Origin of the sequence: Streptomyces sp. R33, assembly GCF_041200175.1 — a bacterium.
Lineage (GTDB): Bacteria > Actinomycetota > Actinomycetes > Streptomycetales > Streptomycetaceae > Streptomyces > Streptomyces katrae_B.
Genome location: NZ_CP165727.1, coordinates 7,267,124 through 7,292,549, shown reverse-complemented (window position 1 = coordinate 7,292,549; position 25,426 = coordinate 7,267,124). Strand labels below are relative to the sequence as shown.

Here is a 25,426-nt window from a genome sequence, read left to right as displayed (position 1 = left end):
GCCTGCCGGGCAGCACGCCCGCCCGTCAGTTGGGGTTCTCGGCGTGGGTCAGCGTCTCCCATGCCTCGAAGTGGTTCTCGGTGCCCGCGGGGCGCCGTCCCTCGGTGAGCTTGCGGGTGTTCTCCATCCCGATGCCCAGCCGCGTGTGCAGGGCGTTGTAGCCGACCTCGGTCGCCGGGCCGATGCCCTTGGTCAGGCTCCCGCCGCACAGCCAGGAGGGCACCGGCGCGCCGAGCTCGTACGCGGCGTGGAAGCCGAGCGCGTGCCGGAAGCGGTCCTTGAACTCCGGGTAGAGGTCGCGGCCCTGGATCCGCGAGGTCTCGGCGACGTGCATGGCCGCGGCGATCCCCATGCCGGTGTGGCCGAAGTCCCGGCAGGTCTCCTGGGCGAGGCCGTCCACGAACGTGCTCTGGCCGTGCCAGTAGTCGACCAGCTCGCCCTTGGTGTCGATGCCCGAGCGCGGCGGGTACTTCGGCTGCGGGCCGTCGGAGGCCAGGTAGAAGTACGCGGGGACCCGGCCCAGGTAGATGGCCATGGCCTTGTCGTAGCTCGCGCGGTCCTCGAGATGGACGGAGATGCCGACGGCGGCGTCCATCATGATCAGTTCCCAGTTGCCGTTGCTGTTCGGCTTGCCGTTGACGACCTCGGGCAGGTAGACGTCGCGCAGCATGGTCGCGAACCGCCCCTGGTTCGGCCAGCCGCCGGTGTACGTGTGCTTGATGATCTCGGCGGCGCGCGGCCAGGTGGATCCCGCCCAGCCGCTCTGCAGCGGGGCGTTGCTGTTGGTGTGGTCCTTGATCTTCGCGGACCAGGCGTCCATCAGCTCGATCGACTTCTTCGCGTACTTCGCATCGCGGGTGATGTACCAGGCGAGTGCGTCGCTGTACGCCGCGATGGCGTCCTCGCGCTCGTCGGAACAGCCGATGTCCGGGTTCGAGTACGAGCCGCACTCGATGACGGCGCGCGGCTTGGGCGTGCGCGACAGGGAGCCGTACTTGCTGGCGAGCATCGCGTCGAACGCGCCCTTCCAGGGCTGCTGCCCGGCCTGCACCTTGGTGCGTACGAAGTCCAGCTGGGCGCGGCTGTTGAGGACTCCGGGGTGGGCGAACGGGGCGCGGGCCGCCGCGGCGGCGGGGGCCGGCCGCGGGGGGCCGGCGTGTGCGGTGGGGGTGAGGGTCAAGGCCGCGGTTAAGCCGAGTGCGAGGGCGGCCAGCCCGGCGGGGACTCCGTAACGCATGAAGCGCCTTCCGGTCGGAGGTGGGGGGAACGGGGGAATTCCTGCCGCCGAAAGTACCCATGGGCATGCCAAGTTGACAACGTTGTCCGACAGGAAACTTTCCTATCGCTTCCACCCGCCGGTCCTCTTGCTTCCTACCCGCCGGACGCTCCTACGCCTCCGCGGGCGCCCCCAGCTGCCCGGACGTCTCGGCGCGCTTGCGCCTGCGGTGCGCGGCGACCCGGGCGCGCGTGGCGCAGGCGGCGGAGCAGTAGCGGCGGGCGCTGCCGGGGCCGGCGCCGAGGAAGAACCGCCCGCACCCCCCGGCGGCGCATGCGCCCCACGCGATCCGCCCGTACTCGGTGAGGAGCTGGGAGAGCGCCAGGGCACCGGAGGCGAGGAACCACTCGCCCCACCCGGCCTGCTCCCCCCGGTCCACGTGCAGGTGCCAGGGGTGGCCGTCGTGCCGGGTCAGCCGGGGGCGGGTGCCGTACTGCGCGAAGAGCGCGTTGAGGGCCTCGGCGGCGCGGTCCTCGTCGGCCTCAGCGAGGACCGCGCCCATCCGCCGGGCGGCGGAGCGCAGTTCGGCCGCGCCGGCCTCGGTGAAGGCTTCCTCGGTGAGGTCGCAGGGGTGCTCACCGTGCCGTTCGAGGAGGGCTGCCAGCTCGGCGCGCGGGACTTCGGGATCCAGGCGAACCGCCTCGGCGAGATCGATCAGCCGCCGGCCGACCGAGAACCCGTGCGCGGAGTCGGTCATCTCCGGATCCTTTCGTTCTACATCCGTTTGGCGTAACGTCTTGTGCCGCTATCACGTTACACATCTCGAGGGGGGTCCGGGGATGCACGGGTTCGGGCGGTACCTGGCCGCTGCGCTGGCCGCGCGGTTCGCCTCGGAGGGCATGAGCCTCGCGGTGGTCCTGCTCGCCCTCGAGCGCACCGGGAGCGCCGCGCACGGGGCCTTCGTCCTCACCGCCTGGCTGGCTCCGCACATCCTGGCGGCTCCGCTCGCCGGGGTGGCCGCGTCCCGGACCCGCCGGCCGAGGCTGTTCCACGTGGGCGCGCTGGCCGGGTTCACCTGCGCGATGGCGGCCCTGTCCGTGCTGCTCGGCCGGGCCCCGGCACCGCTGGTGCTCGCGGTGGCGCTGCTGGGCGGCAGTTGCGGGCCGATGGTCACGGGCGGGATGTCCAGCCTGGTCGCCGGTCTGGTCCCGGCGGGCCCCGCACGGGACCGGGCGTACGGGTGGGACGCGTCCACCTACAACGCCGCCGCGGTGACGGCCCCGGCGGTGGTGGGCCTGGCCGCCGCGCTGGGCTCGGCCGCGCCCGCGATGGCGGCGCTCGCGCTGGCCGGTGCTCTCGCGGCGGCACTGGCCGCGACCCTCCCGTACGGAACCCCGCAGCCGGCCCGGGCGACGGACACGGCGGACAGCCCGGGCGCACCCGCCGGCCCTCCCCCGGCCGGTCTGGGCGCCGGGCTGGCGGCCCTGTGGCGGATCCGGGAGCTGCGGGCGATCACCTCGGCCACGACGCTGGCCTTCGTCGGCATCGGCACGCTCACCACCACCTCGGTGCTGCTGGCCTCCCGGCTCGGCAGCCCGGGCGCCGGGGGCGTGCTGATGACGGCCTTCGCGGTGGGCGCACTGGCGGGCTCCCTGACACTGGGCCGGATCACGGCGGTGGAGCCGGGGCGGCTGGCGCGCTGGGCGATGGCGGGCACCGGGGCCGCCCTGGCGGCAGCCGCGTTCGCCCCGTCCGTCACCCTCGCGGCGGTGCTGTTCACCGCCGCCGGGGTGTGCGACGGGCCGCTGCTGACGGCCACCCTCCGGATCCGCTCCGAGTACGCCCCCGACGCCGTGCGGACCCAGGTGTTCACCCTCGGGGCGGGGCTCAAGCTGACCGCCGCGTCGGTCGGCGCCGCGCTCGTCGGCTTCGCCGCGGCCGCGCCGCCGCAGGCGCTGCTGGCCGGGATCTCCGTACTGATCCTGTCGGCGGCCCTGCTGCACGCGCTGGTGGCACGGCAGGCGCCGGCACCGGCCGGCGCCGCGGCAGCTACAGAGCCGTCGGAAGGTTCCGCCACAGCTCCGGCCGGTCGGCGGACTCCCGCAGGGCCTTGAGCGCGGCCGGGTGCGGGGCGGCGTACAGCTCGGGGTAGTCGACTTCGTCGAGCTCGGGGCGTACGGGGAAGGCGAGTTGCTCGGCGTCCAGGGCGAACTGCGCGTCCACGCCGGGCTTGTTGCCCCGGGGGTCCTGGCGGGCCCAGCCCGCGGCACCGGGCAGCAGGAGGGCGATCAGCCCGTGGACGACGGGGTTCGAGCCGTCGTCGTCGGCGAGCCGCTGGTAGCAGAGGCCTGCCGGGATGCCCCGGGCACGCAACAGGGCCACCAGTGCATGGGACTTGGCGTAGCAGATGCCGTTGCGCGTGCCCAGCACGTCCGAGGCGCGCCAGGAGACGCGCAGGTCCCCGGAGTCGGCGGTGTGCGGGATGGTGTCGCGGACGAACTCGAAGGCGACCTTGGCGTATGAATATGCGTCGCCGGTGGCGGTCCAGAGGGCGTCGGCGGCTTCCCGGACGAGCGGATGGTCGTGGTCGATGACCTCGTCCGCCGCCAGATAGGCATGGATTTCTGGGCTTTGCGGGATCAGCTGCATGGCCCGGAGCATAGGCATACCCCCGACCGTGGATCAATGAATTTACGGTCGGGGGCATATCTATTCAACTACGGAAGGGGGCTGACACCCTTAACGGGCGAGCTCCTCCTTGAGCGCCTGGAGGAAGCCGTCCACGTCCTCCTCCTGGGTGTCGAAGCCGCACATCCAGCGCACGTGCCCGGCGACCTCGTCCCAGAAGTAGAAGCGGTAGCGCTCCTGCAGCCGCCGCGAGACCTCGTGCGGCAGCTTCGCGAACACCGCGTTGGCCTGCACCGGGTAGAGGATCTCCACCCCGTCGGTCTCACGCACGCCCGCCGCCAGCCGCTGCGCCATCGCGTTCGCGTGCTGGGCGTTGCGCAGCCACAGGTCCTTGGCGAGCAGGGCCTCGAGCTGCACCGACACGAACCGCATCTTCGACGCGAGCTGCATCGACATCTTGCGGATGTGCTTCATCTGCCGGACCGCGTCGGGGTTGACGACCACCACGGCCTCGCCGAACATCATGCCGTTCTTGGTGCCGCCGTACGACAGCACGTCCACGCCCACCGTGTTGGTGAACGTGCGCATCGGCACGTCGAGCGAGGCCGCGGCGTTGGCTATCCGGGCCCCGTCGAGGTGGACCTTCATGCCGTGGCCGTGCGCGTGCTCGCAGATCGCCCGGATCTCGTCCGGCGTGTAGACCGTGCCGAGCTCGGTGTTCTGGGTGATCGAGACGACCTGCGGCATCGCCCGGTGCTCGTCGTCCCAGCCCCAGGCCTGCCGGTCGATGAGCTCGGGGGTGAGCTTGCCGTCCGGGGTCGGGACGGTGAGCAGCTTGAGCCCGGCCATCCGCTCCGGGGCGCCGCCCTCGTCGACGTTGATGTGCGCCGTCTCGGCGCAGATCACCGCACCCCAGCGGTCCGTCAGGGCCTGGAGGGCCGTGACGTTCGCGCCGGTGCCGTTGAAGACCGGGAAGGCCTCCGCGTACGGGCCGAAGTGGCTGCGGATGATCTTCTGCAGGTTCTCGGTGTACTCGTCCTCGCCGTAGGCGACCTGGTGGCCGCCGTTGGCCAGGGCAAGGGCCTCCAGGATCTCTGGATGGACCCCTGCGTAGTTGTCGCTCGCGAAACCGCGTACCGCCGGATCGTGGTGGCGGCGGGCATCGGTTTTCACGGTTGCGGAGTGAGCCACAGACGCTGTCCGTTCACATCGATGGCGGGCCGCTCCCACACGCCGGCGATGGCCTCGGCCAGCTCCTTGACGTCGGTGAAGCCCGCGAACTTCGCATTGGGGCGCTCGGCGCGCATGGCGTCGTGCACCAGTGCCTTGATCACCAGGATCGCAGCCGCGGCGCGCGGGCCCTCCTCGCCCCCCGCCTTGCGGAAGGAGTCGGCGAGGGAGAGCGTCCAGGCCTCGGCAGCGGCCTTGCCTGCGTTGTACGCGGCGTTGTTGGCGACCGGCTTGTGCGCGCCGGACTGGCTGACGAGGACGTAGCGGCCGCGGTCACTGCGCAGGAGCGCGTCGTGGAAGGCGAGCGACGTGTGCTGGACGGTGCGGATCAGGAGCTTCTCCAGGAAGTCCCAGTCCGCGAGGTCCGTGTCGGTGAAGGTGGTGCTGCCGCGCCAGCCGCCCACGAGGTGGACGAGCCCGTCCACGCGGCCGAACTCCTTCTCGGTCCGGTCGGCCCAGGCCTTGGCGGCCTCCAGGTCGAGCAGGTCCACGGTGTCACCGGTGACGGTGGCGCCGCCGTGTGCGTAGCGGGCCGCGTCCACGGACTCCGCGAGACGCGTCGGGTCGGCGTCGGCCGCCACGACCACGGCACCCGCCTCGGCGAGGCGGAGCAGGGCCGCGTGGCCGGCGGGGCCGCCGGCCCCGGCCACCGCGACGACAGCCCCGTGGAGCTTGCCGTTCCCGGTCTTCCCAGCGCTGTTCATCTGTGCAGCCTCCTGTGGGCGAGCGCTCACGCGGCGACCCGCTCGGCCGAATCGGCGTTCACTGCAGTGATGCCCTTCGTGGAGGCGATCACTCCCTTGAGCTTCTTGGCGAGCGCCTCATAGAACATGCTCAGCGGAAACTCGTCGGGAAGCACGTCGTCGACGAGCTTTCGCGGCGGCTGCGTCAGGTCGAGGGCGTCGGGGCCCTTGGCCCACTTGGAGCCCGGGTGCGGGGCGAGGTAGGTGGAGACGAGCTCGTACGCCTTGAACCAGTGGACGAGCTTCGGGCGGTCGATGCCGGCCCGGTAGAGCTCCTCGATCTCGGCGCACAGCTGGTTGGTGACCTGCGGGGCACGCATCCAGTCGATCTTCAGCTTGTTGTCCGTCCAGCGCACGACGTCGTGCTTGTGGAGGTACGCGAAGAGCAGCTGGCCGCCGAGGCCGTCGTAGTTGCGGTTGCGGTCGCCGGAGACCGGGAAGCGGAACATCCGGTCGAAGAGGACGGCGTACTGCACGTCACGGCCGTGCTCGTTGCCCTCGGACTCCAGCTTCACGGCCTCCTTGAAGGCGGTGAGGTCGCAGCGCAGCTCCTCCAGGCCGTACATCCAGAACGGCTGGCGCTGCTTGATCATGAAGGGGTCGAACGGCAGGTCGCCGTGGCTGTGGGTGCGGTCGTGGACCATGTCCCACAGGACGAAGGCCTTCTCACAGCGCTCCTGGTCCTCGACCATGCGGGCGATGTCCTCGGGCAGCTCGATGCCCAGGATGTCGACGGCGGCCTCGGTGACCTTGCGGTAGCGCGCTGCCTCGCGGTCGCAGAAGATGCCGCCCCAGGTGAAGCGCTCGGGGGCCTCGCGGACGGCGATGGTCTCCGGGAAGAGCACGGCGGAGTGGGTGTCGTAGCCCGGGGTGAAGTCCTCGAAGGTGATGCCGAGGAACAGCGGGTTGTCGTACCGGGTGCGCTCCAGCTCGGAGAGCCACTCCGGCCACACCATCTTCAGAACGACGGCCTCGAAGTTGCGGTCGAGGTTGCCGTTCTGCGTGTACATGGGGAAGACGACCAGGTGCTGGAGCCCGTCGGCGCGCTCGGCGGCCGGGTGGAAGGCCAGCAGGGAGTCCAGGAAGTCCGGCACCTTGAAGCCGTCCGCGACCCACTTGCGCAGGTCGGAGACGAGCGCACGGTGGTACGCGGTGGCGTGCGGCAGCAGCGGCGACAGCGCCTCGACGGCGTCGATCGCCCGCTCGACGGCGGCCTCGACGGCAGCCGGAGTGGGGGCGTCCGCGGCCTCGAAGTCGATGGAGCCGTCCTTGGACTGCCAGGGGCGGATCTCCTCCACGGCGGCCTTGAGCCCGGGCCACGCCGGGTGGTCGACCACCCGCGCACCGGCGGTTATCACCGCACCGCCAGAACCCGGCACAAGAATTTCCGTCATGTCACTTCCTCCACAGGAGAACCTCGCGTCAACACAGCGTATGTGGGCGGGCCTCTCCTGCTCAAGAGGTTGCTCGGGAAATTATCCTGCGAGACCCCTATCGGCACCGCAATTCTTCCCGCTGTCCACCCTTCGAGCGACGGCTTCGCCCCTTTCGCGTACCGAGGTTCACGTCTGCACCGCCCAGCGGGCAGCCCGTGTCCGCCCGGTGCGTGACGTCCGTCACCCACCGGGCGGACACGGGCCCGGACGGCGCCGCTCACGCGCCGCGGAAGTGCGGGATGACCTTCTCGCCCCACTGCCGCAGCGTCTCCAGGCAGGCCTCCTGCGGCACGGTGCCCATCTGGATCAGGCACATGATCTCGTCCGCCCCCGCTTCCTTGAGCCGCTGCACGTAGGCGATGGCGTCGTCGGCGCTCCCGTACGCGTGGTCGGCGCGGAAGGTGGCCGTCGACGTGGGCCGCACCGGGATGTCCTGCTCGTGCAGCCGGGCCACCACCTGCTCGGCCGCCCGCTGCAGCTCCGCCGCCTCGTCGGCGCCCGCGACCACGGCCTCGTCCGGGATGCCCGTCCCGCCGTACCAGTGGCCGATGGACTGGGCGAAGAAGCGCTGGCCCCGGATGCCGATCCGGCACGCCTCGGCCGGGTCGTCGAGCACGATGGTCGGGCAGAGCACAGAGAAGTGGTCGTTGACCGCGGTGGAGACGAAGCGGGCGCCGTCCCGGCCGGCGACCGCCCCGTCGTACACGGCCCGCATCCCGGCGATGGACTCCGGCCCGGCGAAGCCCATCACCAGGGCCCCGACACCCAGTTCCGCGGCCTGCACGAGGGTCTCGGCGCGGCTGCACGCCAGGAACAGCGGCGGATGCGGGGTCTGCCGCGGCCGGGGCAGGATCGGGTGCGGCGCGATGTCGATCAGCTCTCCGTGGTACTCCAGCTCCTCCTCCTGCCAGGCCTTGCCGATGATCCGCAGCGCTTCCTCGACCTCCTGGGTGGTCCGCTCCCGGTCGACCCCGCACAGGGAGGTCTCCTGCACGGTGCCGCCGCGCCCGGCGCCCAGGTCGAGGCGGCCGCCGGAGAGCAGGTCGAGCATGGCGGCCCGCTCGGCCACCCGGACCGGGTGGTTGAAGTTGAACGGCATGCAGACGACCCCGTGGCCGATGCGTATGGTGTGCGTCCGGGCCGCGACCCAGGTCAGGAAGACCTCGGGGGCGCTCATGTGTGCGTACCACTTCAGCGAGTGGTGCTCGACGGCCCAGATCCGGTCGAAACCCATGCGCTCGGCGAGCACGGCCTGCTCCACGCAGTCGTGGATGACCTGGTGCTCCCGCTCCACGGTCGGGTCGGCGAGCTGAGCTTCGAAGATCACGGAGAATTTCACGATGCCTCCAGGGTTGCGTCCCGTGCCCGGCCACACTTCAATTCGGAATATGACTAGTAGTCATACATCGAAGAAGCAAGACCTTCCGCCGACCGCATGGGCGGTGCTCGGGTTGTTGTCCTTCCCCGGGGAGCGCACCGGGTACGAGCTGAAGAAGTGGGCGGACTCCTCCCTGCGCTTCTTCTACTGGTCCCCGGCCATCAGCCAGATCTACGCCGAACTGCGCCGGCTCGAGGAGCTGGGGTACGCGGCCTCCGCGCGCTCGGGCCCCGAGGAAGTCCGGGCCAAGCGGCGCTACGCGATCACCGACGCGGGCCTCGAGGCCCTCGCCGGCTGGGCCTCGGACACCGCGGAGGCCGGGCCCCCGGTGCTCAAGCACGGGCTGCTGCTGCGGGTCTGGCTCGGCCACCTCGCCGAGCCGGAGCGGCTGCGCGCGATGGTCGGCGGCCATCTGGAGCGCACCCGGGGCGAACTGGCCGCCGTACGGGAGGCGATGGCGCAGGCGGGCGACGTACCGGAGTGGGCCTTCCCGGCGCTCGCGCTGCGCTGGAGCGAACGGCAGCACCTGGCCGAACTGGAGCTGGGCGAGGCCCTGCTGGCGGATCTCGCCGAGCTGGGCGGCGTCGTGAAGGGGGCCGCGGAGGGTGATCGTCAAGCCGGCGGGGACGCGCCCACGCCCGGGTGACGCGGCAGGGCCGCCCCGGGGCCGGCGGCAGCGTACAGCCCTGGCGGGAACCGGCCGGCGGCCTCGTTCCGGGCGCTGCACGGGCGGTCTCATCGCATCCGCGGCGCACTAGCATGCGTCCTCACCGCGCGGCCGGTAGGGACACCGCGACCGCGCGGGGAGCCGCCGTCGACGGAAGCGAGAGAACCTTGACTTTCCTCACCATCGGTCACCGCGGGGTCATGGGTGTCGAACCGGAGAACACCCTGCGGTCGTTCGTCCGCGCGGAACGTTCCGGGATGGACGTCATCGCGCTGGATGTGCAGCTGAGCAAGGACGGCGTGCTCGTCGTCCTGCACGACCCCGAGGTGGACCGGACCACCGACGGCGCCGGCGCCGTCTCCGATCTGACCCTGGCCGCACTGCGCGAGCTGGACGCCGGCCAGGGCGAGCACGTTCCGGCCTTCGAGGAGGTCGTGGACGGGGTCCGGACCCCGCTCCAGGTGTCGGTCCGGGACCTGGCCGCCGCGGCCGCGCTGGCGGAGCTGGTCCTGCGCCGCGACCTGAGCGCGCGGGTGGAGGTGGCCTCCTTCCACGACGAGGTCCTCGCCGAGACGGGACGGCTGCTGCCGGGGGTGCGGACCGTGCTCCACTCGGAGCTGAGCGGCGGGGCCGAGGGCGTCGTGGCCCGGGCACTGGTCTGCGGTGCGCACACGGTCGCCCTGAACATCCGCGAACTCACCCTGGACACGGTGGAGTCGGTCCATGCGGCCGGGCTGCGGGTGACCGGCTGGACCGTCAACACCCTGCAGCAGTTGCGGCTGGCCCGGGCGCTCGAACTGGACGGCGCGGCCACCGACTTCCCGGAGATCCGCAGCACGGGCCGGTTCCTGGCCTGACGGCCGCGACCGGCCCCGGGCTTCCGGTTTCCCCGCTCCGCGCTACAGCGGCTTGACCAGCAGTTCGAAGGCCAGGTCGTCGCGGAGCGGGACGCCGAAGCGCTCGTCGCCGTACGGGAAGGGGCTCAGTTCGCCGGTGCGCCGGTAGCCGCGGCGCACGTAGTAGGCGATGAGCTCCTCCCGTACGTTCACCACCGTCATCCGCATCTCCCCGGCGCCCCAGGTCTCGCGGGCGCGGCGCTCCGCCTCGGCGAGGATCTCCTTGCCGAGGCCGCCGCCCTGCAGTCCCGGGCGGACCGCGAACATCCCGAAGTAGGCGTGGTCGCCGCGGTGTTCGAGCTGGCAGCAGGCGACGAGTTCGCCCGCGCGCTCGACGACGAGCAGGACGCCGTCGGCGGAGTCGATGATCGCGCGGACCCCTTCGGGGTCGGTGCGCTGCCCGTCCAGGTAGTCCGCCTCGGTGGTCCAGCCGGCGCGACTGGCGTCCCCGCGGTAGGCCGACTCGACGAGCTCCACCAGGTCCGGTACGTCCGCCTCCACGGCACTGCGGAAGTTCAGGGCGGTGGGGTGGGCGGTCGGCATCGGGGGCTCCGTTCGGCTCAGCGGCATATGACATGCCCGGTGCGGCACGCAGAGCCTAACCCGGGGCGGCGTGCGGGCGTCGGGGCCGGGGCATCTCTTCCGGTGACGCCGACGAACCGGGGGTTCCGCCGTGCACGGTCCCGCCCTGTCCCTTCCCGCTTCCCTCCCCGCCTGGCTGCTCGTGCTGCTGTGCGCCGTGAGCGGTGCGTACTGTCTGCGGCGGGTGCGCAGATCGGGCCGCGAGGCGCGCGGCGGGGCTGCCGGCGAGGCGCTCATGGGGTTCGGGATGGCGGTGATGGCCGTGCCGCCGGGCATCGGGCCGTGGGGGCCCGGGATCCTGCTGGCCGTGTTCTGCGGGGCCGCACTGCACGCCCTGTGGCTGCTGCGGGGCGGGGTGCACCACGCGCACCACCTGGTCGGCTCGCTGGCCATGGCGTACATGGCGCTGACGATGGCCGACGGGCACGGGCACGGCGGGGGCCTGCCGCTGGTCACCGGGGCGCTGCTGCTGTATTTCGCGGGGTACGTGCTGCTCGGCGGCGCGCGGCTGGTGACGGCGGGCGGGAGTGTGCAGCCGACCCCGGACAAGCCGCAGGTGGTGCCCACGGAGCTGACGCGGGCGTGCCGACTGGCCATGGGGATGGGGATGTTGGCGATGCTGTTGAGCGTGTGACGCTTCCGGACGCGGCGGGCAAACGTGTCCTGCGTCACCAATGACGAAAGCCCGTACCCGCAGGTAGCCCCGCGCTCATAGGCTGGCGTGCATGATGGTCCCCGCCGCACTCCTGTTGCTCGGCGCCCTGACCGCAGTGCTCGCCCCCCGCCTGCTGGCCCGGGCCGAATGGCCCGACCGTGAGCCCGTCGTCGCCCTGTGGGTGTGGCAGTGCGTGGTGGGTGCGGTCCTCCTGTGCTTCGCCCTGTCGATGGTGCTGAGCGCGGCCGCGGCCTGGCTGGCGGTCCGGGGCCGGCTCTTCGCGGCGGCCCCGCACGGGGTGGTCGACGCGTACGCGCTGGGCCCGACCGGCGGCCCGTGGGCCGTGGGCACCGCGCTGGCCCTGGCGGGCGGCGGGCTGTGGACCGGGGCCCGGCTGACCCGGGAGGTGCTGCGGGCCCGGGCCCGGCGCCGGGCCCGGGGCGCCGAGCTGCTCGTACGGGCGCCGCTGCTGCCCGGGGAGGATCCGGCCGGGGCGCGCCTCGTCGTACTGGAGGGAACCCGGCCCGACGCGTGGTGGCTGCCGGGCGCCGCCCCGCAGCTGGTGGTGACCACGGCCGCGCTCGGGCGGCTCAAGGGGAGCCAGCTGGATGCCGTGCTGGCGCACGAGCAGGGGCATGCGGAGGCCCGGCACGACTGGCTGCTGCACTGCTCGCGGGCGCTGGCGGGGGGATTCCCGCAGGTGCCGGTGTTCGCGGCGTTCGAGGCGGAGATGCACCGGCTCGTCGAACTGGCCGCCGACGACGTGGCCTCGCGGCGGTACGGGAGACTGACGATCGCGCTCGCGCTGGTCGGACTCAACGAGGACCGGGGGGTGTTCGGGCCCTACCCGAGCCCGCAGCCGCACGTGTCCGAGCGGGTGCGGCGGCTGCTGTCGGCTGCGCCGCGGCTGTCGGCGGGCCGCCGGCTGCGGCTGACGGCCCTGGCCACGCTGGTCCCGGCGGTACCGCTGGTGGTGGCCCTGATGCCGGGTCTGAGCGCGCTCACCTGATCGGCCGGGTCCGGTCACGCCGGCCTGATCCCGCCCGTCAGGGTGCGGAGAGGCCGAAATCCGTCGTTCTCCGAAGTGTGGGAGTCCCTGCTCTGGGTGATCCCCCGCGTCACCCAGAGCAGGTGGCCCCCGTGCGCTGAGTATATTGGCTGGGAGCCAGTCAACGCAGGAGTAAGCATGTCCCCGCGCAGCGCATCGGTCAATGAAGAATTGCGCAGGCGTTCCCGGGAGCGGCTGCTCCAGGCCACGGTCGATCTCGTCGCCGAGCGCGGCTACGAGGCCACGACGCTCGGCGACATCGCCGACCGGGCGGGCACGGCCCGCGGCCTGGTCTCGTACTACTTTCCGGGCAAGCGGCAGCTGCTGCAGTCGGCGGTGCACCGGCTGATGCACCTCACGCTGGACGCGGCCCTGGAGCGGGAGCCGCGCAGCGACGACGGCCGCGAGCGGCTCGCCCGTGCCGTCGACGCGGTCCTCGGGCTCGCCCGGGACGAGCCGCTGCTGATGCGGACCCACATGGCGGGCATCCTCCAGGCCGAGGGGTTCGTCCAGTGCCCGGAGCAGCAGCGGCTGGCGGAGCTGCTCCGGGACACGGTCGCGCGGTACGGCTCGGCGGACGTGGACACCGACTACCCGCTGCTGCGGGCGCTGCTGATGGGCGCGGTGGTCGCGGTCCTGCTGCCGGGGGCTCCGATGCCGCTGGCGCGGCTGCGGGCGGAGCTGTTCCAGCGGTACGGGCTGGAGTGGGAGCTCGGCGTCCCGCCGGACGGGGGACCGCCCGGCGGAACGCTTACGTCAAAGGGGTGACACCGTCGGCCGTCAGTGGTATTCGGGCTGGCTCTGCACGTTGAGCCGGTCCATCCGCACCCACTTCGCGCCGTCGGTGCGCCAGTCGTCGATCCGCAGCACGTCGAACCCCTTGGCGATGTCGTTCGAGTAGATGTGGCCGTTGTAGTAGTACGCCGACCAGGACCCGCCGAGGCCGAGCTTGTCGGTGGTGAGCGGGCCGCGTTCGAAGTAGCCGATCTCCTTGGGCCGGGCGGAGTCGGTGAAGTCCCACACCGAGACGCCGCCCTGGTACCAGGCCTGGACCATGATGTCGCGGCCGCCGCCGACCGGGATCAGCGAGCCGTTGTGGGCCACGCAGTTCTCGGTGTCGGCCTGCAGGCGCGGGATCTTGAAGTAGCTGCGGAAGACGAGCTTGCGCTGGTCGCCGCGGCCGGTGATGTCGTAGATGCCGTCGGCCCCGCGGTTCGGGCCGGTGGCCTCGTTGCAGGTGGGGCCGCCACCGCCGCCCAGCTCGTCGGTGAACACCACCTTGTCGGCCTTCTCGTTGAAGGTCGCCGAGTGCCAGAACGCGAAGTTCACGTTGTCCTGCACGCGGTCGATGACCCGCGGCTGCTCGGGCTTGCTGATGTCGAAGAGGATGCCGTCGCCCATGCAGGCTCCGGCGGCCAGCTTCTTCGAGGGCAGCACGGTGATGTCGTGGCAGCCGGTGGTCTTGGTGACACCGGGGTTGGTGGGCCCGCCCGGGTTGCCGCCGTCCGGGAAGAGGACGGGGAAGGCGACGACCGCCGCCTGCGTCGGGTTCTTCTTCGGGACCTTGATCACGGAGATGCCGTCGTGCGGAGGCTGGCAGTCCGGGAACGCCTCGTTCGGGGAGTACGAGGCGACGTAGAGGTAGATGTCGCGCTCGCCCGGCACCAGCGTGTGGGTGTGGGAGCCGCAGTTGGTCTCGACGGACTTGATGTACTTCGGGTTCTTCTTGTCTTTGATGTCGAAGATCTTGATGCCCTCCCACGAGGACTTCTCCGTTGCGGGCTGCGAGACGCTGTTGCAGGAGTCGTCGCTGCGCGAGGAGTCGGTGGAGAGGAAGAGCAGGTCCCCCTGGACGGAGACGTCGTTCTGGCCGCCGGGGCAGAGCACCTGGCTGACGGTCTTCGGGGCCTTGGGGTTGGCGATGTCGTAGATCGTGAAGCCGTTGTAGTTGCCGGCGTAGGCGTATCTGCCCTGGAAGGCCAGGTCCGTGTTGATGACGCCCGGGTACGTGCTCGGGATGTTGGTCAGGTGCCTGACGTTGGCGCTGTGCACGATCTCGTCCTGGCCCGGGATCTCGCCGGGGGCGAGTTCGCGGCCCGGGGCCGGGTCCGCGCCCTGCGTCGAGGCGCCGGGCGATAAGTCCCCCGGATCGGGGGTGGCGGCCGCGGGACCGGCCGCGAACAGCGTGGCGAGCAGCCCGGCCGCGGCCACGGCCGCCCCCAGACTCCTGTGCCGCACTCTGGTGGTGTGCTTCGAGGTCACTGTGCCCTCCCATGGGAGTCCGATCGGATTCCGCTCGTGGTGGGAACGGAACCAGGACCCCGGCAGTATGTTCCTTACCATGGACATGGCAAAGGGCTTACTCGGTCGAACCACCGGGGCGGTCGTGGCCGCGGGCCTCCTGCTCGCCCTGGCCGGCTGCCGGGACGACGACGGCCAGGGCGCGGCGGAGCACGGTGGTGCGCAGGTCATCGCCCCCGGCAGACCGGGTGAGAAGGCCCGCACCCTCTCCCCCGGGGAGGCCGCGAAACGGCAGCCGGACGACAGTCCCAACGCGGCGGACCGGGCGTACGTGCAGCACATGGTCGAACACCACCGGCAGGCGCTCACCATGAGCGCACTGGTCCCGGAGCGGGCCTCCTCGGACGGGGTCAAGCGGCTCGCCGAGCGCATCTCGGCCGCCCAGCAGCCCGAGATCCGCGCGATGGAGAGCTGGTCGGCCCGCTACCCGGCCCCCTCCGGGGCTCCGGCCGGCCACGACCACGGCGCGATGCCGGGCATGGCGACCGAGCAGCAGCTGAAACAGCTCGCCGAGGCGAAGGGCGCCGACTTCGACCGGCTCTTCCTCACCCTGATGACCGCCCACCACGAGGGCGCGGTGAAGATGGCGGGCGAGGCGCTGGCCACCGGAAACAACGGGGCGGTGGAGGAAATGGCCAACGAGGTGGTGGCCACCCAGACGGCCGAGATCCACCGGATGCGCGCGATGGGCTGACGGCCGCCGGGCCCGGTGGCATGCTGGGAGCACCTGCGGGAGGAGCTCCGCCGTGCTTCGTGTCGCCGTCGTCGGTTCGGGCCCCAGCGGGGTCTACGCCGCTCAGACACTCGTACAGCAGCGTGAGGTGCCGGGCGTCCGCGTCGACGTGCTGGACCGGCTGCCCGCGCCGTACGGGCTGGTGCGCTACGGGGTGGCCCCCGACCACGAGAAGATCAAATCGCTGCAGGGCAGCCTGCGCACCGTGCTGGAGGACGAGCGGATCCGCTTCCTCGGCAACGTCGAGGTCGGCGGGCCGCAGCTGACCACCGAACGGCTGCTGGAGCTGTACCACGCGGTGGTGTACTGCGTGGGCGCCGCCCGCGACCGGATGCTCGGCATCCCCGGCGAGGAGCTGGCCGGGGTGCATTCCGCGACGGCGTTCGTCGCCTGGTACAGCGGGCACCCGGACGCCGTGGGCGAGGCCTTCGACCTGCCCGGAGTGGACTCGGCGGTGGTCGTCGGGGCGGGCAACGTCGCCGTGGACGTGACGCGGATGCTGGCGCGGGGCGAGCCCGAGCTGGCCCCGACCGACATGCCCCAGCCGGCCCTCGGCGCACTCGCCGAGAGCGGGGTGAAGTCGGTGTCGATGGTGGCCCGACGCGGGCCCTCGCAGGGCAAGTTCACCACCAAGGAGCTGCGGGAGCTGGGCACGCTGCCGGGCGTGGCCGCCGTGGTGGACCCCGCCGAGCTCGCGCTCGACCCCGCGTACGCCGACCCGGGCGCAGCCGCCGCGCTGCCCGCGGTGGCCCGGCGCAACCTCGAGGTGCTGCGCGGCTGGGCCAGGCAGGACCCTGGCGACGCCGGGCGCCGGATCGCCCTGCGGTTCTACCTGCGCCCGGTGGAGGTGCTGGGCGGCCCCGACGGCCGGGTCACCGGGATGCGCTTCGAGCGGACCGCCCCGGACGGCCGCGGCGGGGTCACCGGGACGGGCGTGTACGAGGACGTCGAGGCGCAGCTGGTGCTGCGCTCGGTGGGGTACCAGGGCGTCCCGCTGCCCGGTCTGCCGTTCGACCCCGCGAAGGCCACGGTCCCGCACGCCGCGGGACGGGTGATGCGCGCGGGCCGGGCCTCGGTCGGCGAGTACGTCGCGGGCTGGATCAAGCGCGGCCCGACCGGTGTGATCGGCACCAACCGGCCCTGCGCCAAGGAGACGGCCTCCTCGCTGCTGCAGGACGCGGGGGCGCTGGCCCGCCGGGAGCTGCCGGGCGACCCGCTGGACGCGCTGCGGGCGGCGGGACTCCACCCCGTGGAGTGGCCGGGCTGGCTCGCGATCGAGGCGGCGGAGGCCGACCTGGGGCGCTCGCTGGGGCGCGGCTCGGTGAAGATCCCGGACTGGACGGGCCTGCTGGGCGCGGCCACTGGCGGCTAGGGAGTGTCCGCCCCGCGGGCCTCCTCCGCATCGGCGGCGCTGAGCACGCTGTCGAGCAGCCCTGGGAACAGGCTCTCCAGCTCCGCACGGCGCAGGTCGTTCATCTTCGCCGTCCCGCGGTAGGTCTGGCGGATCACGCCGGCCTCCCGCAGGACGCGGAAGTGGTGCGTGGTCGTCGACTTGGTGACGGGGAGGACGAAGTACGAGCACGCCAGCTCGTCCGGCGTGACCGCGAGGTCCCGCACGATCGACAGCCGCACCGGGTCCGACAGCGCGTGCAGTACCGCCTCGAGCCGGATCTCCGCGGGTTCGGGGTGGGCGAGCGCACGGGTGGTGGCCGTATCCGTCACGTCTGCTGCTCCGTTCGCCCCCGGTCCGGTGTGTTGTACGAGAAACACCGTAGTACACCGGGCGACCGGACCACCCCTCGGTTCCCCTACCAGGCGCGGTGGTACGGGGTGGGGACCCTGACCCCGGCGCCGAGTTCGGCGGCCGCGCGGCGGGCCCAGTACGGGTCGCGCAGCAGTTCGCGGCCCAGCAGGACCGCGTCCGCCTGCCCGTCGGCCAGGATCTTCCCGGCCTGCTCGGGCTCGGTGATCAGCCCGACGGCGGCCACCGGGAGGCCGGTCCGGGCCTTGACCTCGGCCGCGAACGGCACCTGGTAGCCCGGGCCCACCGGGATGTCCGCCTTCGGGGCCAGCCCGCCGCTGGACACGTCCAGCAGGTCCACCCCGTGCGCCTGGAGCAGCCCTGCCAGCCGGACCGTGTCCTCGGGGGTCCAGCCGGACTCCTCCAGCCAGTCGGTGGCGGAGACCCGGAAGAACAGCGGCAGCTCCTCGGGCCACACCGCCCGTACGGCGTCGACGACTTCGACGGCGAAACGGGCCCGGTTCTCGAAGGAGCCGCCGTACTCGTCGGTGCGCCGGTTGATCTGCGAGGAGAGGAACTGGCCTATGAGGTAGCCGTGGGCGCCGTGGATCTCGACGACCTCGTAGCCGGCGGCCAGTGCACGCCGCGCGGCGGCCGCGAACCGGCCGGTGATCTCGTGGATCTCGGCCCTTGTCAGCTCGTGCGGCACCGGGTCGCCCTCGGCGAACGGCACCGGGCTCGGTGCGCTCGGCAGCCAGCCGTCAGCCTCGGGGCCGACGTAGCGGCCGCCTTCCCAGGGGCGGCCGGTCGAGGCCTTGCGCCCGGCGTGGGCGATCTGAATCGCCGGGATGGCGCCCTGGGCCTTGATGAACGAGGTGATCGGGCGGAGCGCCTCGACCTGGGCGTCGTTCCAGATGCCGAGGTCGTACGGGGAGATGCGGCCCTCCGGGGAGACGGCGGTGGCCTCCTGGAGGATCAGGCCGGTGCCGCCCACCGCGCGGGCGGCGTAGTGCGCGAAGTGCCAGGCGTGGGCCACGCCCGCGTTCGGGCCGGAGGCCTCGGCGACGTGCTGGCACATCGGTGCCATCCACACCCGGTTCGGGACGGTGACCGAGCGCAGGGTGAGGGGGGCGAAGAGGGCGGCGAAGGCGGCGGGAACGCCGGCGGCAGGGGTCGCGGGGGCGAGCGGGGCAGCACTCATGAAGGACTCTCCGGATGTGGCGGGGCACGCCGGCGATCGGCGGCTTGTACGAGCATCACCGTACTACGAAATTACTCGTACTACGAGACTTCTCGTACAAGCTCGTCGAGCTCGGCGTGCAGCGCCTCTGCCAGGGCCGCCAGGTCCGGCACCGCCGCCCCATCGGCGACCAGGCCGTAGTGGACCGTGCCCTTGTACGTGGAGACCGCGACCGCGAGTGAGTGGCCGCGGGCGAGCGGGGCGAGCGGATAGACCTCCCGGACCCGGCTGCCGCCGAGGGAGAAGGTGAAGCTGGGCAGCGGGACGCTGGTGACCAGGATGTCGAAGAGCAGCCGGGCCGCCTGCGCGACCAGCGGGCCGCCGAGCCGGTGGCCGAGCGGGTGGACGTGGTCGGCCAGCAGCGCGACGGCCCCGGCGCCGCGGGCGGGTCCGGCCTCCTTGTTGCGGTCCATGCCGGTCCGCACCCGGTGCAGGCGCAGCAGCGGGTCCGGCTCGGCGAGGGGCAGCCGGAGCAGGTAGCCGGAGAGCCGGTTGCCGTACTGCGCGCCGCCCGGCCGACGACGGGAGACCGGTATCAGGGCGCGCGGCCCGGGCCCCTCCGGCTCGGGGTCGCCACGGCCCACCAGCCAGCGCCGCAGGGCGCCCGCGACCATGGCGATCAGGACGTCGTTGACGGTGCCTCCGGCGACCTTCCGGATGCGGTTGACGTCGTCGAGGTCGAGCGCGAGGCCCGCGACCGCGCGGGTGCCGGTCTGCGCCGGAACGGCCGTCAGGGCGGCCGGGACACCGAGGGGCAGGCCGGCGCGGGCGACGGACGCGCCGATCTCCAGCGCCTGGCCGACGTCCTGGACCCGGGCGGCCAGGACCCCGGGAAGGCTGCGCAGGGCGGAGCCGCCGGGCTGCGGTACGGGGGCCGGCCGCGCGGGACCCCGTACGGTCGGGCCCTCGTCGAAGAGCATGGCCGCCAGCGCGAGGGCGCCGAGCCCGTCGGCGAGGGCGTGGTGGAACTTGAAGAGCACCGCGAACGATCCCGGATCGGGCCCGGCCAGGACGTGCGCCTCCCAGGGCGGGCGGCTGCGGTCCAGCGGCCGCGCCATGAGGGGCCCGGCGGCGGCCTGCGGGTCGCCGGTGCGCACGAGGAACACGTGCCGGGCCGGATCGAAGTCCGCGTCGGGCGACCAGGCGGCCGCGCCGAACGGCAGCAGCACGTCGTGGATGCGGCGGCGCAGGCCGGGGACGGCGGTGCAGCGGGCGGTGAGCAGTGCGGCGGCACGGACCGCCGGGTCGGGCCCCCGGCCGGGGCCGGCGGCGGAATCGGGGCCCGTGTCCTGCGGGGCGGCTTCGAAGACCGCGAGGGCGCCGAGGTGCATGGGGTGGGTGGCGGATTCGATCCGCCAGAAGGCGAGGTCGAGCGGCGAAAGGTGCTCGGTGGCCACGTAGTGCCTCTCGTGCGGTGGCAGAGGTGGAAGTCAACCCCTTTCGGACTCCTACGATCAAGTAGCCACCCTTTGGATACGCCTGTTGATCGATGGCGACCGGCTGGTCAGCGCAGCGGAGCGGCTGCCCGGCCGCTGTCGGCGGGCGGGTGCAGACTGGCTGGAACGAAGTTCAGCACGCCCGTGACGGCGCAGTCCGGAGGTGTCGACCATGTCCGAGGTGCTCCTGCTCGCAGGGACCCGCAAGGGCCTCTTCATCGGCCGCAGGCGGGGCGGCGGCCCCTGGGAGCTCGACGGGCCGCATTTCAACGCCCAGGCCGTCTACGCCGTCGCGGTCGACCGGCGGGAGTCGGTACCCCGGCTGCTCGTCGGCGCGGACAGCTCGCACTGGGGGCCGGCCGTGTTCAGCTCCGACGACCTGGGGGCGAGCTGGCAGGAGCCCGCCGAGCCCGCCGTGAAGTTCCCGAAGGACACCGGCGCCTCGCTGGAGCGGGTCTGGCAGCTGCATCCGGCCGGCCCGGAGGCGCCGGACGTCGTCTACGCGGGGACGGAGCCGGCCGCGCTGTTCCGCTCGACGGACCGCGGGAAGTCCTTCGAGCTGGTCCGCCCGCTGTGGGAGCACCCGAGCCGCAAGGACTGGGTGCCGGGCGGCGGCGGTGAGGGCCTGCACACGGTGCTGACGGACCCGGCCGACCCCGACGCGGTGACCGTGGCGGTCTCCACCGCCGGGGTGTTCCGCACCCTGGACGGCGGGGCCGGCTGGGCCCCGTCCAACGAGGGGGTCTCGGCGGTGTTCCTGCCGGATCCGCATCCGGAGTTCGGCCAGTGCGTGCACAAGGTCGCCCAGGACGCCGGGAACCGGAAGCGGCTGTACCTGCAGAACCACTGGGGCGTGTACCGCAGCGACGACGCCGGGGCCCGGTGGACCGACATCGGCGCGGGCCTGCCCTCCGACTTCGGCTTCGCGGTGGCCGCGCACCCGCACCGGCCGGACACCGCGTACGTCTTCCCGCTCAACGCCGACTCCGACCGGGTCCCGGCGGAGCACCGCTGCCGCGTCTTCCGTACGCAGGACGCGGGCGCCACCTGGGAGCCGCTCACGCGCGGGCTGCCGGCCGGGGACCACTACGGGACGGTGCTGCGGGACGCCCTGTGCACGGACGACGCGGACCCGGCGGGGGTCTACTTCGGCAACCGCAACGGCGAGCTGTACGCCAGCCACGACGACGGGGACAGCTGGCAGCTGCTGGCCGAGCACCTGCCGGACGTGCTGTGCGTACGGGCGGCGGTGCTGGCTCACTGAATCGGCCAGTAGAGTGACTCCCCGTGGCAGCACGACCGTTGAACGAGATCGTCGAGCCGGGCTGGGCCCGGGCTCTGGAGCCGGTGGCGGCGCAGATCGCCGCGATGGGCGACTTCCTTCGCTCCGAGATCGCGGCGGGGAGGACGTACCTGCCGGCCGGGGCGAACGTACTGCGCGCCTTCCAGCAGCCCTTCGACGACGTGAAGGTGCTGATCGTCGGCCAGGACCCGTACCCCACCCCGGGGCACGCGATGGGCCTGTCGTTCTCGGTCGCGCCCGACGTCAGCCCGTGGCCGCCCAGCCTGGACAACATCTTCCGCGAGCTGTACGCGGACCTGGGGGTGCCCCGGCCGGCGAACGGGGACCTCACCCCGTGGACGCGGCAGGGGGTGCTCCTGCTGAACCGCGCGCTGACCACCGCCCCGCGCAAGACCGGGGGCCATCGCGGCAAGGGTTGGGAGGCCGTCACCGAGCAGGCCATCCGGGCGCTGGCCGCGCGCGGCAAGCCCCTCGTGTCGGTGCTGTGGGGCCGGGACGCCCGCAATCTGCGGCCGCTGCTGGGCGAGTTGCCGGCCGTGGAGTCCGTCCACCCCTCCCCCATGTCCGCGGCGAACGGGTTCTTCGGATCCAGGCCGTTCAGCCGTACGAACGACCTGCTGGTCCGTCAGGGAGCACAGCCGGTGGACTGGCGGCTCCCCTCCGCCAGTTGATCATTCCGTTGAACGGTATACGACATTCAACGGATAAATACGGACAGAAGCCGCCCGATGAGGCCCTGCCCGAACACTCCGTTCCGATAAGCCAGTAGCATGCGGCGCCATGAGCTCCCCCACTGGGCCCGCAAATGGCCTGCCCGTACGAATGCCGCGACCCCGCCCTGCCGGACGGCACCGCCGACCCGAGCCCGCGGTGGCGCCCGAGGGCGCGCCCGCGCTGGTGCTCGCCGTGCCCGGTGCCCCTTCGGCCGCCTCGCGGGGGCTGGCGGAAGAGATCATCAGCATCGGCCGCTCCGAGCTGCCGGGCCTGGACGCCCGCATCGGCTTCCTCGAGGGTGATGACGCCGAGGGCTCCGAGTTCCCGGCCCTCGCCGACGTACTGACTGCTGTCGCGGCCGAGCGCGTCGCGCGCGCGGAGTTCGCCCGCGCCGCCGGCCACGAGGTACCCGCGCCGACCGGCCCGGATGCCGTGGTCGTCCCGCTGCTGGCCGGCCCCGACGCCGACCTGCTGCGCCGGATGCGCCAGGCCGTCATGGACTCCTCGGCCGCCGCCGAGCTGGCCGAGGTGCTCGGCCCGCACCCGCTGCTCGCCGAGGGCCTGCACGTGCGGCTCTCCGAGGCGGGCCTGGCCCGCGCCGACCGCGCGCGGCTGTTCACCGTCACCACCGCCGCGGACGGCATCATCGTGGCCACCACCGGCGGCGCGGAGGCCGTCCAGGTCGCGGGTGTCACCGGCATGCTGCTGGCCGCCCGCCTCGCGGTGCCCGTCAAGGCCGCCGCGCTCGACCAGGAGGGCTCGGTGGCCGCGGTCGCCGAGCAGCTGCGCAGCGAGGGCTCCACGCAGCTCGCGCTGGCCCCCTACCTGATCGGTCCGGAAGCCGCCGAGGGGCTGCTGGACACGGCGTGCAAGGAGGCCGACTGCGCGGCCTCCGAGGTACTCGGTGCCTACTCGGCGCTTGGCAAGCTCGTCGTCACCCAGTACTCCGCGGCGCTCGGCCTCTCCCAGGGCGCCGCTGCCCACTGATCCTTCCCAGGACCGCTCGTACGAGGGCCCGCGCCCCGGAATGCTTCCCGGGGCGCGGGCCCTCGGCCGTTGCGCACACGGGTGGCCGTGGTCAGCCGAAGACCACACAGGTGGCGGCGGGAACCGCCACCGAGCCGGCCCGGCGCGGCTGCCCGGTCAGCGGGTCGACGTCGAACCAGGTGACGTCCCCGGAGCGCTCGTTGGCCGCGTACAGCCGGCGGCCCGAGGGATCGGCGGCGAGGTCCCGCGGCCAGCTGCCTCCGCAGTCCACGCTGCCCGTGAGCCGCGGTTTCCCCGCCCCGGCGGCGAGCGAAAGGGTGGCGATGGTGTCGGCTCCGCGGACCGCGGCCCAGACGAACCGCCCGTCGGGCGAGGCCACCACGGCCGAGGGATAGGCCCGTACGCCCCCTGGAGCGCCCGCAGAGGCGATCGGAACCTCGTCAACCGGTTCCAGTTGCCCGGAGACCGGATTCCAGCGGCAGACGGTCAGCTGCGGCTCCAGCTCGTGCAGGACGTAGACCGCCTCGCCGTCCGGGTGGAAGGCGAGGTGGCGCGGGCCCGTCCCGGAGCGCAGCGCGGTCTCGCCGTGCAGGCGCAGTGCCCCGGTGGTCCGGTCCGGTGCGCAGATACGGACCGAATCGGTGCCGAGGTCCACGCTGAGCACCCAGCGGCCGCTCGGATCGGGCAGCACCTGGTGGGCGTGCGGCCGTTCCTGGCGGCTCGTGTCGGGCCCGGAGCCCTGGTGGCCCAGGACCGCGGCGGGCCCGGACAGGGCGCCGTCCGGGGCGAGCGGGAGGCTGCTGACGCTGCCGGAGGTGTAGTTGGCGGTCAGCAGCCGGCGCCCGGCCACGCTGAGGTGGGTCGGCCCGGAGCCGCCGACGCGGACGGCCGGGCCGAAGGCGGTCAGGCCCTCGGGGGTGGGCCGGAAGGCGGCGGCCGCGCCCTGCTCGGTCTCGCTCACGGCGTAGAGCACGCCGGTGGCCCGGTCGACGGTGAGGTACGAGGGGTCCGCGACCGCATCGGTGGCGGAGAGCAGGGTCAGTGCACCGGTCGCGGGGTCCGCGGCCGCGGTGGTGATGCCGCGGCCGCCTCCCGAGGTGAACGAGCCGATGTGGACCCGGTGTCCGCCGCTCCGGGCTCTTTCGTACGCGCCCTCGGTACCGTCCGCGTCACCCACGGGATGCCCCTCTCCACCGTTCCGGATCGATCCGTGCGGAGCCGACGGTAACAGAAGGTCTAGACCAGATCCCGCCCTTGGGCGCGTTCCTGTGCGCCGGGGTGGTGCACGTACGCCGTCGAGCTCGGCCGGTCGTCGTACGTGCGGTGGAAGACCGGGGTGGCGGAGCCCGAGATCGGGGGCACGATCCAGGACCAGTCGGCGCCCACCTCGCGCCCCTTGCGCTCCTCCCGCTCTATGTGGCTCAGGAAGCGCCGCGATTCGGTGTGGTGGTCCGCGATGGTGACGCCCGCCCGGTCGTAGGAGTGCAGCACGGCCCGGTTGAGCTCGACGAGCGCGCGGTCCTTCCAGAGCGAGCGGTCGCTGGAGGTGTCCAGGCCCAGCCGCCGGGCGACGGCGGGGAGGAGGTTGTACCGGTCGGTGTCGGCGAGGTTGCGGGCGCCGATCTCGGTTCCCATGTACCAGCCGTTGAACGGCGCGGCCGGGTAGTGGATGCCGCCGATCTCCAGGCACATGTTGGAGATGGCGGGTACGGCGTGCCAGCGCAGTCCCCAGTCGGCCCAGCCCGCGTCGTCGGGGTGCTCGATCGGGACCTCCAGCACGGCGTCGGCGGGGGTGTCGAACCAGCGGGGCTTGTCGTCGACGCCCTGGACCACGAGCGGCAGCAGGTCGAAGGGGGTGCCGGAGCCGCCGGCCCAGCCGAGGGCGAGCAGCGCACTGGTGAGGGGCGCGTTGCGGGCATCGCCCACGGTCACGGAGTGGTGGTCGCCGTAGCCGGCGTACCGGACGAGCTGTTCGCTCCAGATCAGCGGGCCCGGGCGGTCCGGGGTGTCCGGGGCGAAGACGGTGATGGTGGGTCTGACGCGGCCCCCGTTGGTCGCGTCGCGCAGATGCTCGAAGCACTCGGCGGCGATGTCGTCGGCCGCGGTGAGCTCGCGACGGTCGCGCACGCGCAGCGAGTTCCAGTACAGCCTGCCTATGCAACGGTTACTGTTGCGCCAGGCGACACGGGCCCCGTGGACGAGTTCCTGCGAGGTGTGCCGGTAGCTTCCGGTCTCCGCGAGCTCGGCCCGTACGGCGGCGAGCCGGGCCCGGGGATCACCGGCCAGCGGATTCTCGCGGTGGAAGAGTCGGACGAACTCCTCGGCTGCTTCCCACACTTGGGCTGTGGTCGAGCGCTGTTGAAGTATTTCCATCCCGGGCGGTTACCCCCTGTCCGACCAGATCCACCCTGTACGTGCCGGATGAATGTGCAATCAACAATCACCCGTTGTACATGCCGCAGGTCAGCGGGATACGGCACGCGCGTCCGGAA

At 72.8% G+C, this 25,426-nt stretch carries 25 protein-coding genes; 11 read left to right on the top strand and 14 right to left on the bottom strand.

Translation table 11 applies throughout. From position 1 onward, the window contains the following. Nucleotides 1-25: 25 nt before the first annotated feature. Nucleotides 26-1,237, bottom strand: a complete 1,212-nt coding sequence (locus tag AB5J51_RS33515; RefSeq protein WP_369779338.1) for an alginate lyase family protein — start codon at nt 1,235-1,237, stop codon at nt 26-28. 151 nt (nt 1,238-1,388) lie between these two features. Further along, nucleotides 1,389-1,973: a CGNR zinc finger domain-containing protein gene (locus tag AB5J51_RS33510; protein ID WP_369779337.1), complete on the bottom strand. Its 585-nt coding sequence runs from the start codon at nt 1,971-1,973 to the stop codon at nt 1,389-1,391. Nucleotides 1,974-2,055: 82 nt separating this feature from the next. Here AB5J51_RS33510 and AB5J51_RS33505 point away from each other — a divergent pair, with 82 nt between their 5' ends. Continuing rightward, entirely contained in the window at nt 2,056-3,330 is a 1,275-nt protein-coding gene (locus tag AB5J51_RS33505) for an MFS transporter (RefSeq protein ID WP_136222275.1), read from the top strand. On the opposite strand, the gene AB5J51_RS33500 is transcribed toward AB5J51_RS33505, so the two are convergent. From AB5J51_RS33500 to AB5J51_RS33480, 5 genes are all read right to left on the bottom strand, one after another. After that, a complete protein-coding gene (locus tag AB5J51_RS33500; RefSeq protein ID WP_369780352.1) occupies nt 3,266-3,865 on the bottom strand; it encodes a transglutaminase family protein in 600 nt (199 codons plus the stop codon). The genes AB5J51_RS33505 and AB5J51_RS33500 overlap by 65 nt on opposite strands. A gap of 90 nt (nt 3,866-3,955) precedes the next feature. Further along, nucleotides 3,956-5,017, bottom strand: a complete 1,062-nt coding sequence (locus AB5J51_RS33495) for a low specificity L-threonine aldolase (RefSeq protein WP_030296694.1) — start codon at nt 5,015-5,017, stop codon at nt 3,956-3,958. After that, on the bottom strand, nt 5,014-5,778 hold the full coding sequence (locus AB5J51_RS33490) for an SDR family NAD(P)-dependent oxidoreductase (RefSeq protein WP_053790742.1): 765 nt from the start codon (nt 5,776-5,778) through the stop codon (nt 5,014-5,016). Before AB5J51_RS33490 ends, AB5J51_RS33495 begins: the two co-directional genes overlap by 4 nt. Nucleotides 5,779-5,804: 26 nt before the next feature. Next, a complete protein-coding gene (locus AB5J51_RS33485) occupies nt 5,805-7,211 on the bottom strand; it encodes a DUF6421 family protein (protein ID WP_053790743.1) in 1,407 nt (468 codons plus the stop codon). Between the two features lie 259 nt (nt 7,212-7,470). Continuing rightward, nucleotides 7,471-8,592, bottom strand: a complete 1,122-nt coding sequence (locus AB5J51_RS33480; RefSeq protein WP_369779336.1) for an LLM class flavin-dependent oxidoreductase — start codon at nt 8,590-8,592, stop codon at nt 7,471-7,473. A gap of 49 nt (nt 8,593-8,641) precedes the next feature. Here AB5J51_RS33480 and AB5J51_RS33475 point away from each other — a divergent pair, with 49 nt between their 5' ends. Together AB5J51_RS33475 and AB5J51_RS33470 are read left to right on the top strand one after the other, a co-directional pair. Next, nucleotides 8,642-9,277, top strand: a complete 636-nt coding sequence (locus tag AB5J51_RS33475) for a PadR family transcriptional regulator (RefSeq protein WP_369779335.1) — start codon at nt 8,642-8,644, stop codon at nt 9,275-9,277. Between the two features lie 188 nt (nt 9,278-9,465). Beyond that, nucleotides 9,466-10,155 carry a glycerophosphodiester phosphodiesterase family protein gene (locus AB5J51_RS33470; protein WP_053790746.1) on the top strand — a complete coding sequence of 230 codons (690 nt, stop codon included), beginning with the start codon at nt 9,466-9,468 and terminating at the stop codon, nt 10,153-10,155. Nucleotides 10,156-10,197: 42 nt separating this feature from the next. Here the strand turns inward: AB5J51_RS33470 and AB5J51_RS33465 are convergent, their stop codons facing one another. Next, complete coding sequence (locus AB5J51_RS33465; RefSeq protein WP_053790747.1) at nt 10,198-10,737, bottom strand: GNAT family N-acetyltransferase; 540 nt, start codon at nt 10,735-10,737, stop codon at nt 10,198-10,200. Nucleotides 10,738-10,867: 130 nt separating this feature from the next. Between AB5J51_RS33465 and AB5J51_RS33460 the strand changes: the two genes are divergently transcribed. From AB5J51_RS33460 to AB5J51_RS33450, 3 genes are all read left to right on the top strand, one after another. Further along, nucleotides 10,868-11,410, top strand: a complete 543-nt coding sequence (locus AB5J51_RS33460; RefSeq protein WP_369779334.1) for a DUF5134 domain-containing protein — start codon at nt 10,868-10,870, stop codon at nt 11,408-11,410. A 91-nt stretch (nt 11,411-11,501) separates the two neighbouring features. Continuing rightward, nucleotides 11,502-12,440, top strand: coding sequence for a M56 family metallopeptidase (locus tag AB5J51_RS33455; RefSeq protein WP_053790749.1), 939 nt, complete (start codon nt 11,502-11,504; stop codon nt 12,438-12,440). A 177-nt stretch (nt 12,441-12,617) separates the two neighbouring features. Beyond that, nucleotides 12,618-13,247, top strand: a complete 630-nt coding sequence (locus AB5J51_RS33450; protein WP_369779332.1) for a TetR/AcrR family transcriptional regulator — start codon at nt 12,618-12,620, stop codon at nt 13,245-13,247. A 12-nt stretch (nt 13,248-13,259) separates the two neighbouring features. Here the strand turns inward: AB5J51_RS33450 and AB5J51_RS33445 are convergent, their stop codons facing one another. After that, nucleotides 13,260-14,741 (bottom strand): LVIVD repeat-containing protein, encoded by a 1,482-nt coding sequence (locus AB5J51_RS33445; RefSeq protein ID WP_369779331.1) that lies wholly within the window; start codon nt 14,739-14,741, stop codon nt 13,260-13,262. A gap of 79 nt (nt 14,742-14,820) precedes the next feature. Here AB5J51_RS33445 and AB5J51_RS33440 point away from each other — a divergent pair, with 79 nt between their 5' ends. Beyond that, nucleotides 14,821-15,474, top strand: a complete 654-nt coding sequence (locus AB5J51_RS33440) for a DUF305 domain-containing protein (RefSeq protein WP_133898783.1) — start codon at nt 14,821-14,823, stop codon at nt 15,472-15,474. 52 nt (nt 15,475-15,526) lie between these two features. Beyond that, nucleotides 15,527-16,885, top strand: coding sequence for an FAD-dependent oxidoreductase (locus AB5J51_RS33435; RefSeq protein ID WP_369779330.1), 1,359 nt, complete (start codon nt 15,527-15,529; stop codon nt 16,883-16,885). Here the strand turns inward: AB5J51_RS33435 and AB5J51_RS33430 are convergent. From AB5J51_RS33430 to AB5J51_RS33420, 3 genes are all read right to left on the bottom strand, one after another. Next, on the bottom strand, nt 16,882-17,235 hold the full coding sequence (locus tag AB5J51_RS33430) for a helix-turn-helix transcriptional regulator (RefSeq protein WP_053790754.1): 354 nt from the start codon (nt 17,233-17,235) through the stop codon (nt 16,882-16,884). The two genes, AB5J51_RS33435 and AB5J51_RS33430, sit on opposite strands and share 4 nt — an antisense overlap. Nucleotides 17,236-17,321: 86 nt before the next feature. Then, complete coding sequence (locus AB5J51_RS33425; protein ID WP_369779329.1) at nt 17,322-18,455, bottom strand: NADH:flavin oxidoreductase/NADH oxidase; 1,134 nt, start codon at nt 18,453-18,455, stop codon at nt 17,322-17,324. A gap of 80 nt (nt 18,456-18,535) precedes the next feature. Continuing rightward, nucleotides 18,536-19,891: a wax ester/triacylglycerol synthase family O-acyltransferase gene (locus tag AB5J51_RS33420; protein WP_136222295.1), complete on the bottom strand. Its 1,356-nt coding sequence runs from the start codon at nt 19,889-19,891 to the stop codon at nt 18,536-18,538. A 211-nt stretch (nt 19,892-20,102) separates the two neighbouring features. Here AB5J51_RS33420 and AB5J51_RS33415 point away from each other — a divergent pair, with 211 nt between their 5' ends. The 3 genes from AB5J51_RS33415 to AB5J51_RS33405 all read left to right on the top strand — a co-directional run bounded on the left by AB5J51_RS33415 (nt 20,103) and on the right by AB5J51_RS33405 (nt 22,934). Next, the gene (locus AB5J51_RS33415) at nt 20,103-21,194 is read left to right on the top strand and encodes a sialidase family protein (protein ID WP_136222297.1); all 1,092 of its coding nucleotides are present in this window, start codon (nt 20,103-20,105) and stop codon (nt 21,192-21,194) included. 23 nt (nt 21,195-21,217) lie between these two features. Further along, nucleotides 21,218-21,904: a uracil-DNA glycosylase gene (locus AB5J51_RS33410; protein ID WP_053790758.1), complete on the top strand. Its 687-nt coding sequence runs from the start codon at nt 21,218-21,220 to the stop codon at nt 21,902-21,904. Between the two features lie 109 nt (nt 21,905-22,013). Further along, entirely contained in the window at nt 22,014-22,934 is a 921-nt protein-coding gene (locus tag AB5J51_RS33405; RefSeq protein ID WP_078613310.1) for a sirohydrochlorin chelatase, read from the top strand. Nucleotides 22,935-23,025: 91 nt separating this feature from the next. On the opposite strand, the gene AB5J51_RS33400 is transcribed toward AB5J51_RS33405, so the two are convergent. Together AB5J51_RS33400 and AB5J51_RS33395 are read right to left on the bottom strand one after the other, a co-directional pair. Next, nucleotides 23,026-24,111 (bottom strand): lactonase family protein, encoded by a 1,086-nt coding sequence (locus AB5J51_RS33400; protein ID WP_369779328.1) that lies wholly within the window; start codon nt 24,109-24,111, stop codon nt 23,026-23,028. A 59-nt stretch (nt 24,112-24,170) separates the two neighbouring features. Continuing rightward, on the bottom strand, nt 24,171-25,307 hold the full coding sequence (locus tag AB5J51_RS33395; protein ID WP_133898775.1) for a nitric oxide synthase oxygenase: 1,137 nt from the start codon (nt 25,305-25,307) through the stop codon (nt 24,171-24,173). Nucleotides 25,308-25,426: the final 119 nt, after the last annotated feature.

Bases quoted from the DNA above. Each gene is read 5' to 3' on its own strand.
- AB5J51_RS33515 (WP_369779338.1), bottom strand. From the start codon at position 1,237: ATGCGTTACGGAGTCCCCGCCGGGCTGGCCGCCCTCGCACTCGGCTTA.
- AB5J51_RS33510 (WP_369779337.1), bottom strand. From the start codon at position 1,973: ATGACCGACTCCGCGCACGGGTTCTCGGTCGGCCGGCGGCTGATCGAT.
- AB5J51_RS33505 (WP_136222275.1), top strand. From the start codon at position 2,056: ATGCACGGGTTCGGGCGGTACCTGGCCGCTGCGCTGGCCGCGCGGTTC.
- AB5J51_RS33500 (WP_369780352.1), bottom strand. From the start codon at position 3,865: ATGCAGCTGATCCCGCAAAGCCCAGAAATCCATGCCTATCTGGCGGCG.
- AB5J51_RS33490 (WP_053790742.1), bottom strand. From the start codon at position 5,778: ATGAACAGCGCTGGGAAGACCGGGAACGGCAAGCTCCACGGGGCTGTC.
- AB5J51_RS33485 (WP_053790743.1), bottom strand. From the start codon at position 7,211: ATGACGGAAATTCTTGTGCCGGGTTCTGGCGGTGCGGTGATAACCGCC.
- AB5J51_RS33475 (WP_369779335.1), top strand. From the start codon at position 8,642: ATGACTAGTAGTCATACATCGAAGAAGCAAGACCTTCCGCCGACCGCA.
- AB5J51_RS33465 (WP_053790747.1), bottom strand. From the start codon at position 10,737: ATGCCGACCGCCCACCCCACCGCCCTGAACTTCCGCAGTGCCGTGGAG.
- AB5J51_RS33455 (WP_053790749.1), top strand. From the start codon at position 11,502: ATGATGGTCCCCGCCGCACTCCTGTTGCTCGGCGCCCTGACCGCAGTG.
- AB5J51_RS33450 (WP_369779332.1), top strand. From the start codon at position 12,618: ATGTCCCCGCGCAGCGCATCGGTCAATGAAGAATTGCGCAGGCGTTCC.
- AB5J51_RS33440 (WP_133898783.1), top strand. From the start codon at position 14,821: ATGGACATGGCAAAGGGCTTACTCGGTCGAACCACCGGGGCGGTCGTG.
- AB5J51_RS33425 (WP_369779329.1), bottom strand. From the start codon at position 18,455: ATGAGTGCTGCCCCGCTCGCCCCCGCGACCCCTGCCGCCGGCGTTCCC.
- AB5J51_RS33415 (WP_136222297.1), top strand. From the start codon at position 20,103: ATGTCCGAGGTGCTCCTGCTCGCAGGGACCCGCAAGGGCCTCTTCATC.
- AB5J51_RS33405 (WP_078613310.1), top strand. From the start codon at position 22,014: ATGAGCTCCCCCACTGGGCCCGCAAATGGCCTGCCCGTACGAATGCCG.
- AB5J51_RS33395 (WP_133898775.1), bottom strand. From the start codon at position 25,307: ATGGAAATACTTCAACAGCGCTCGACCACAGCCCAAGTGTGGGAAGCA.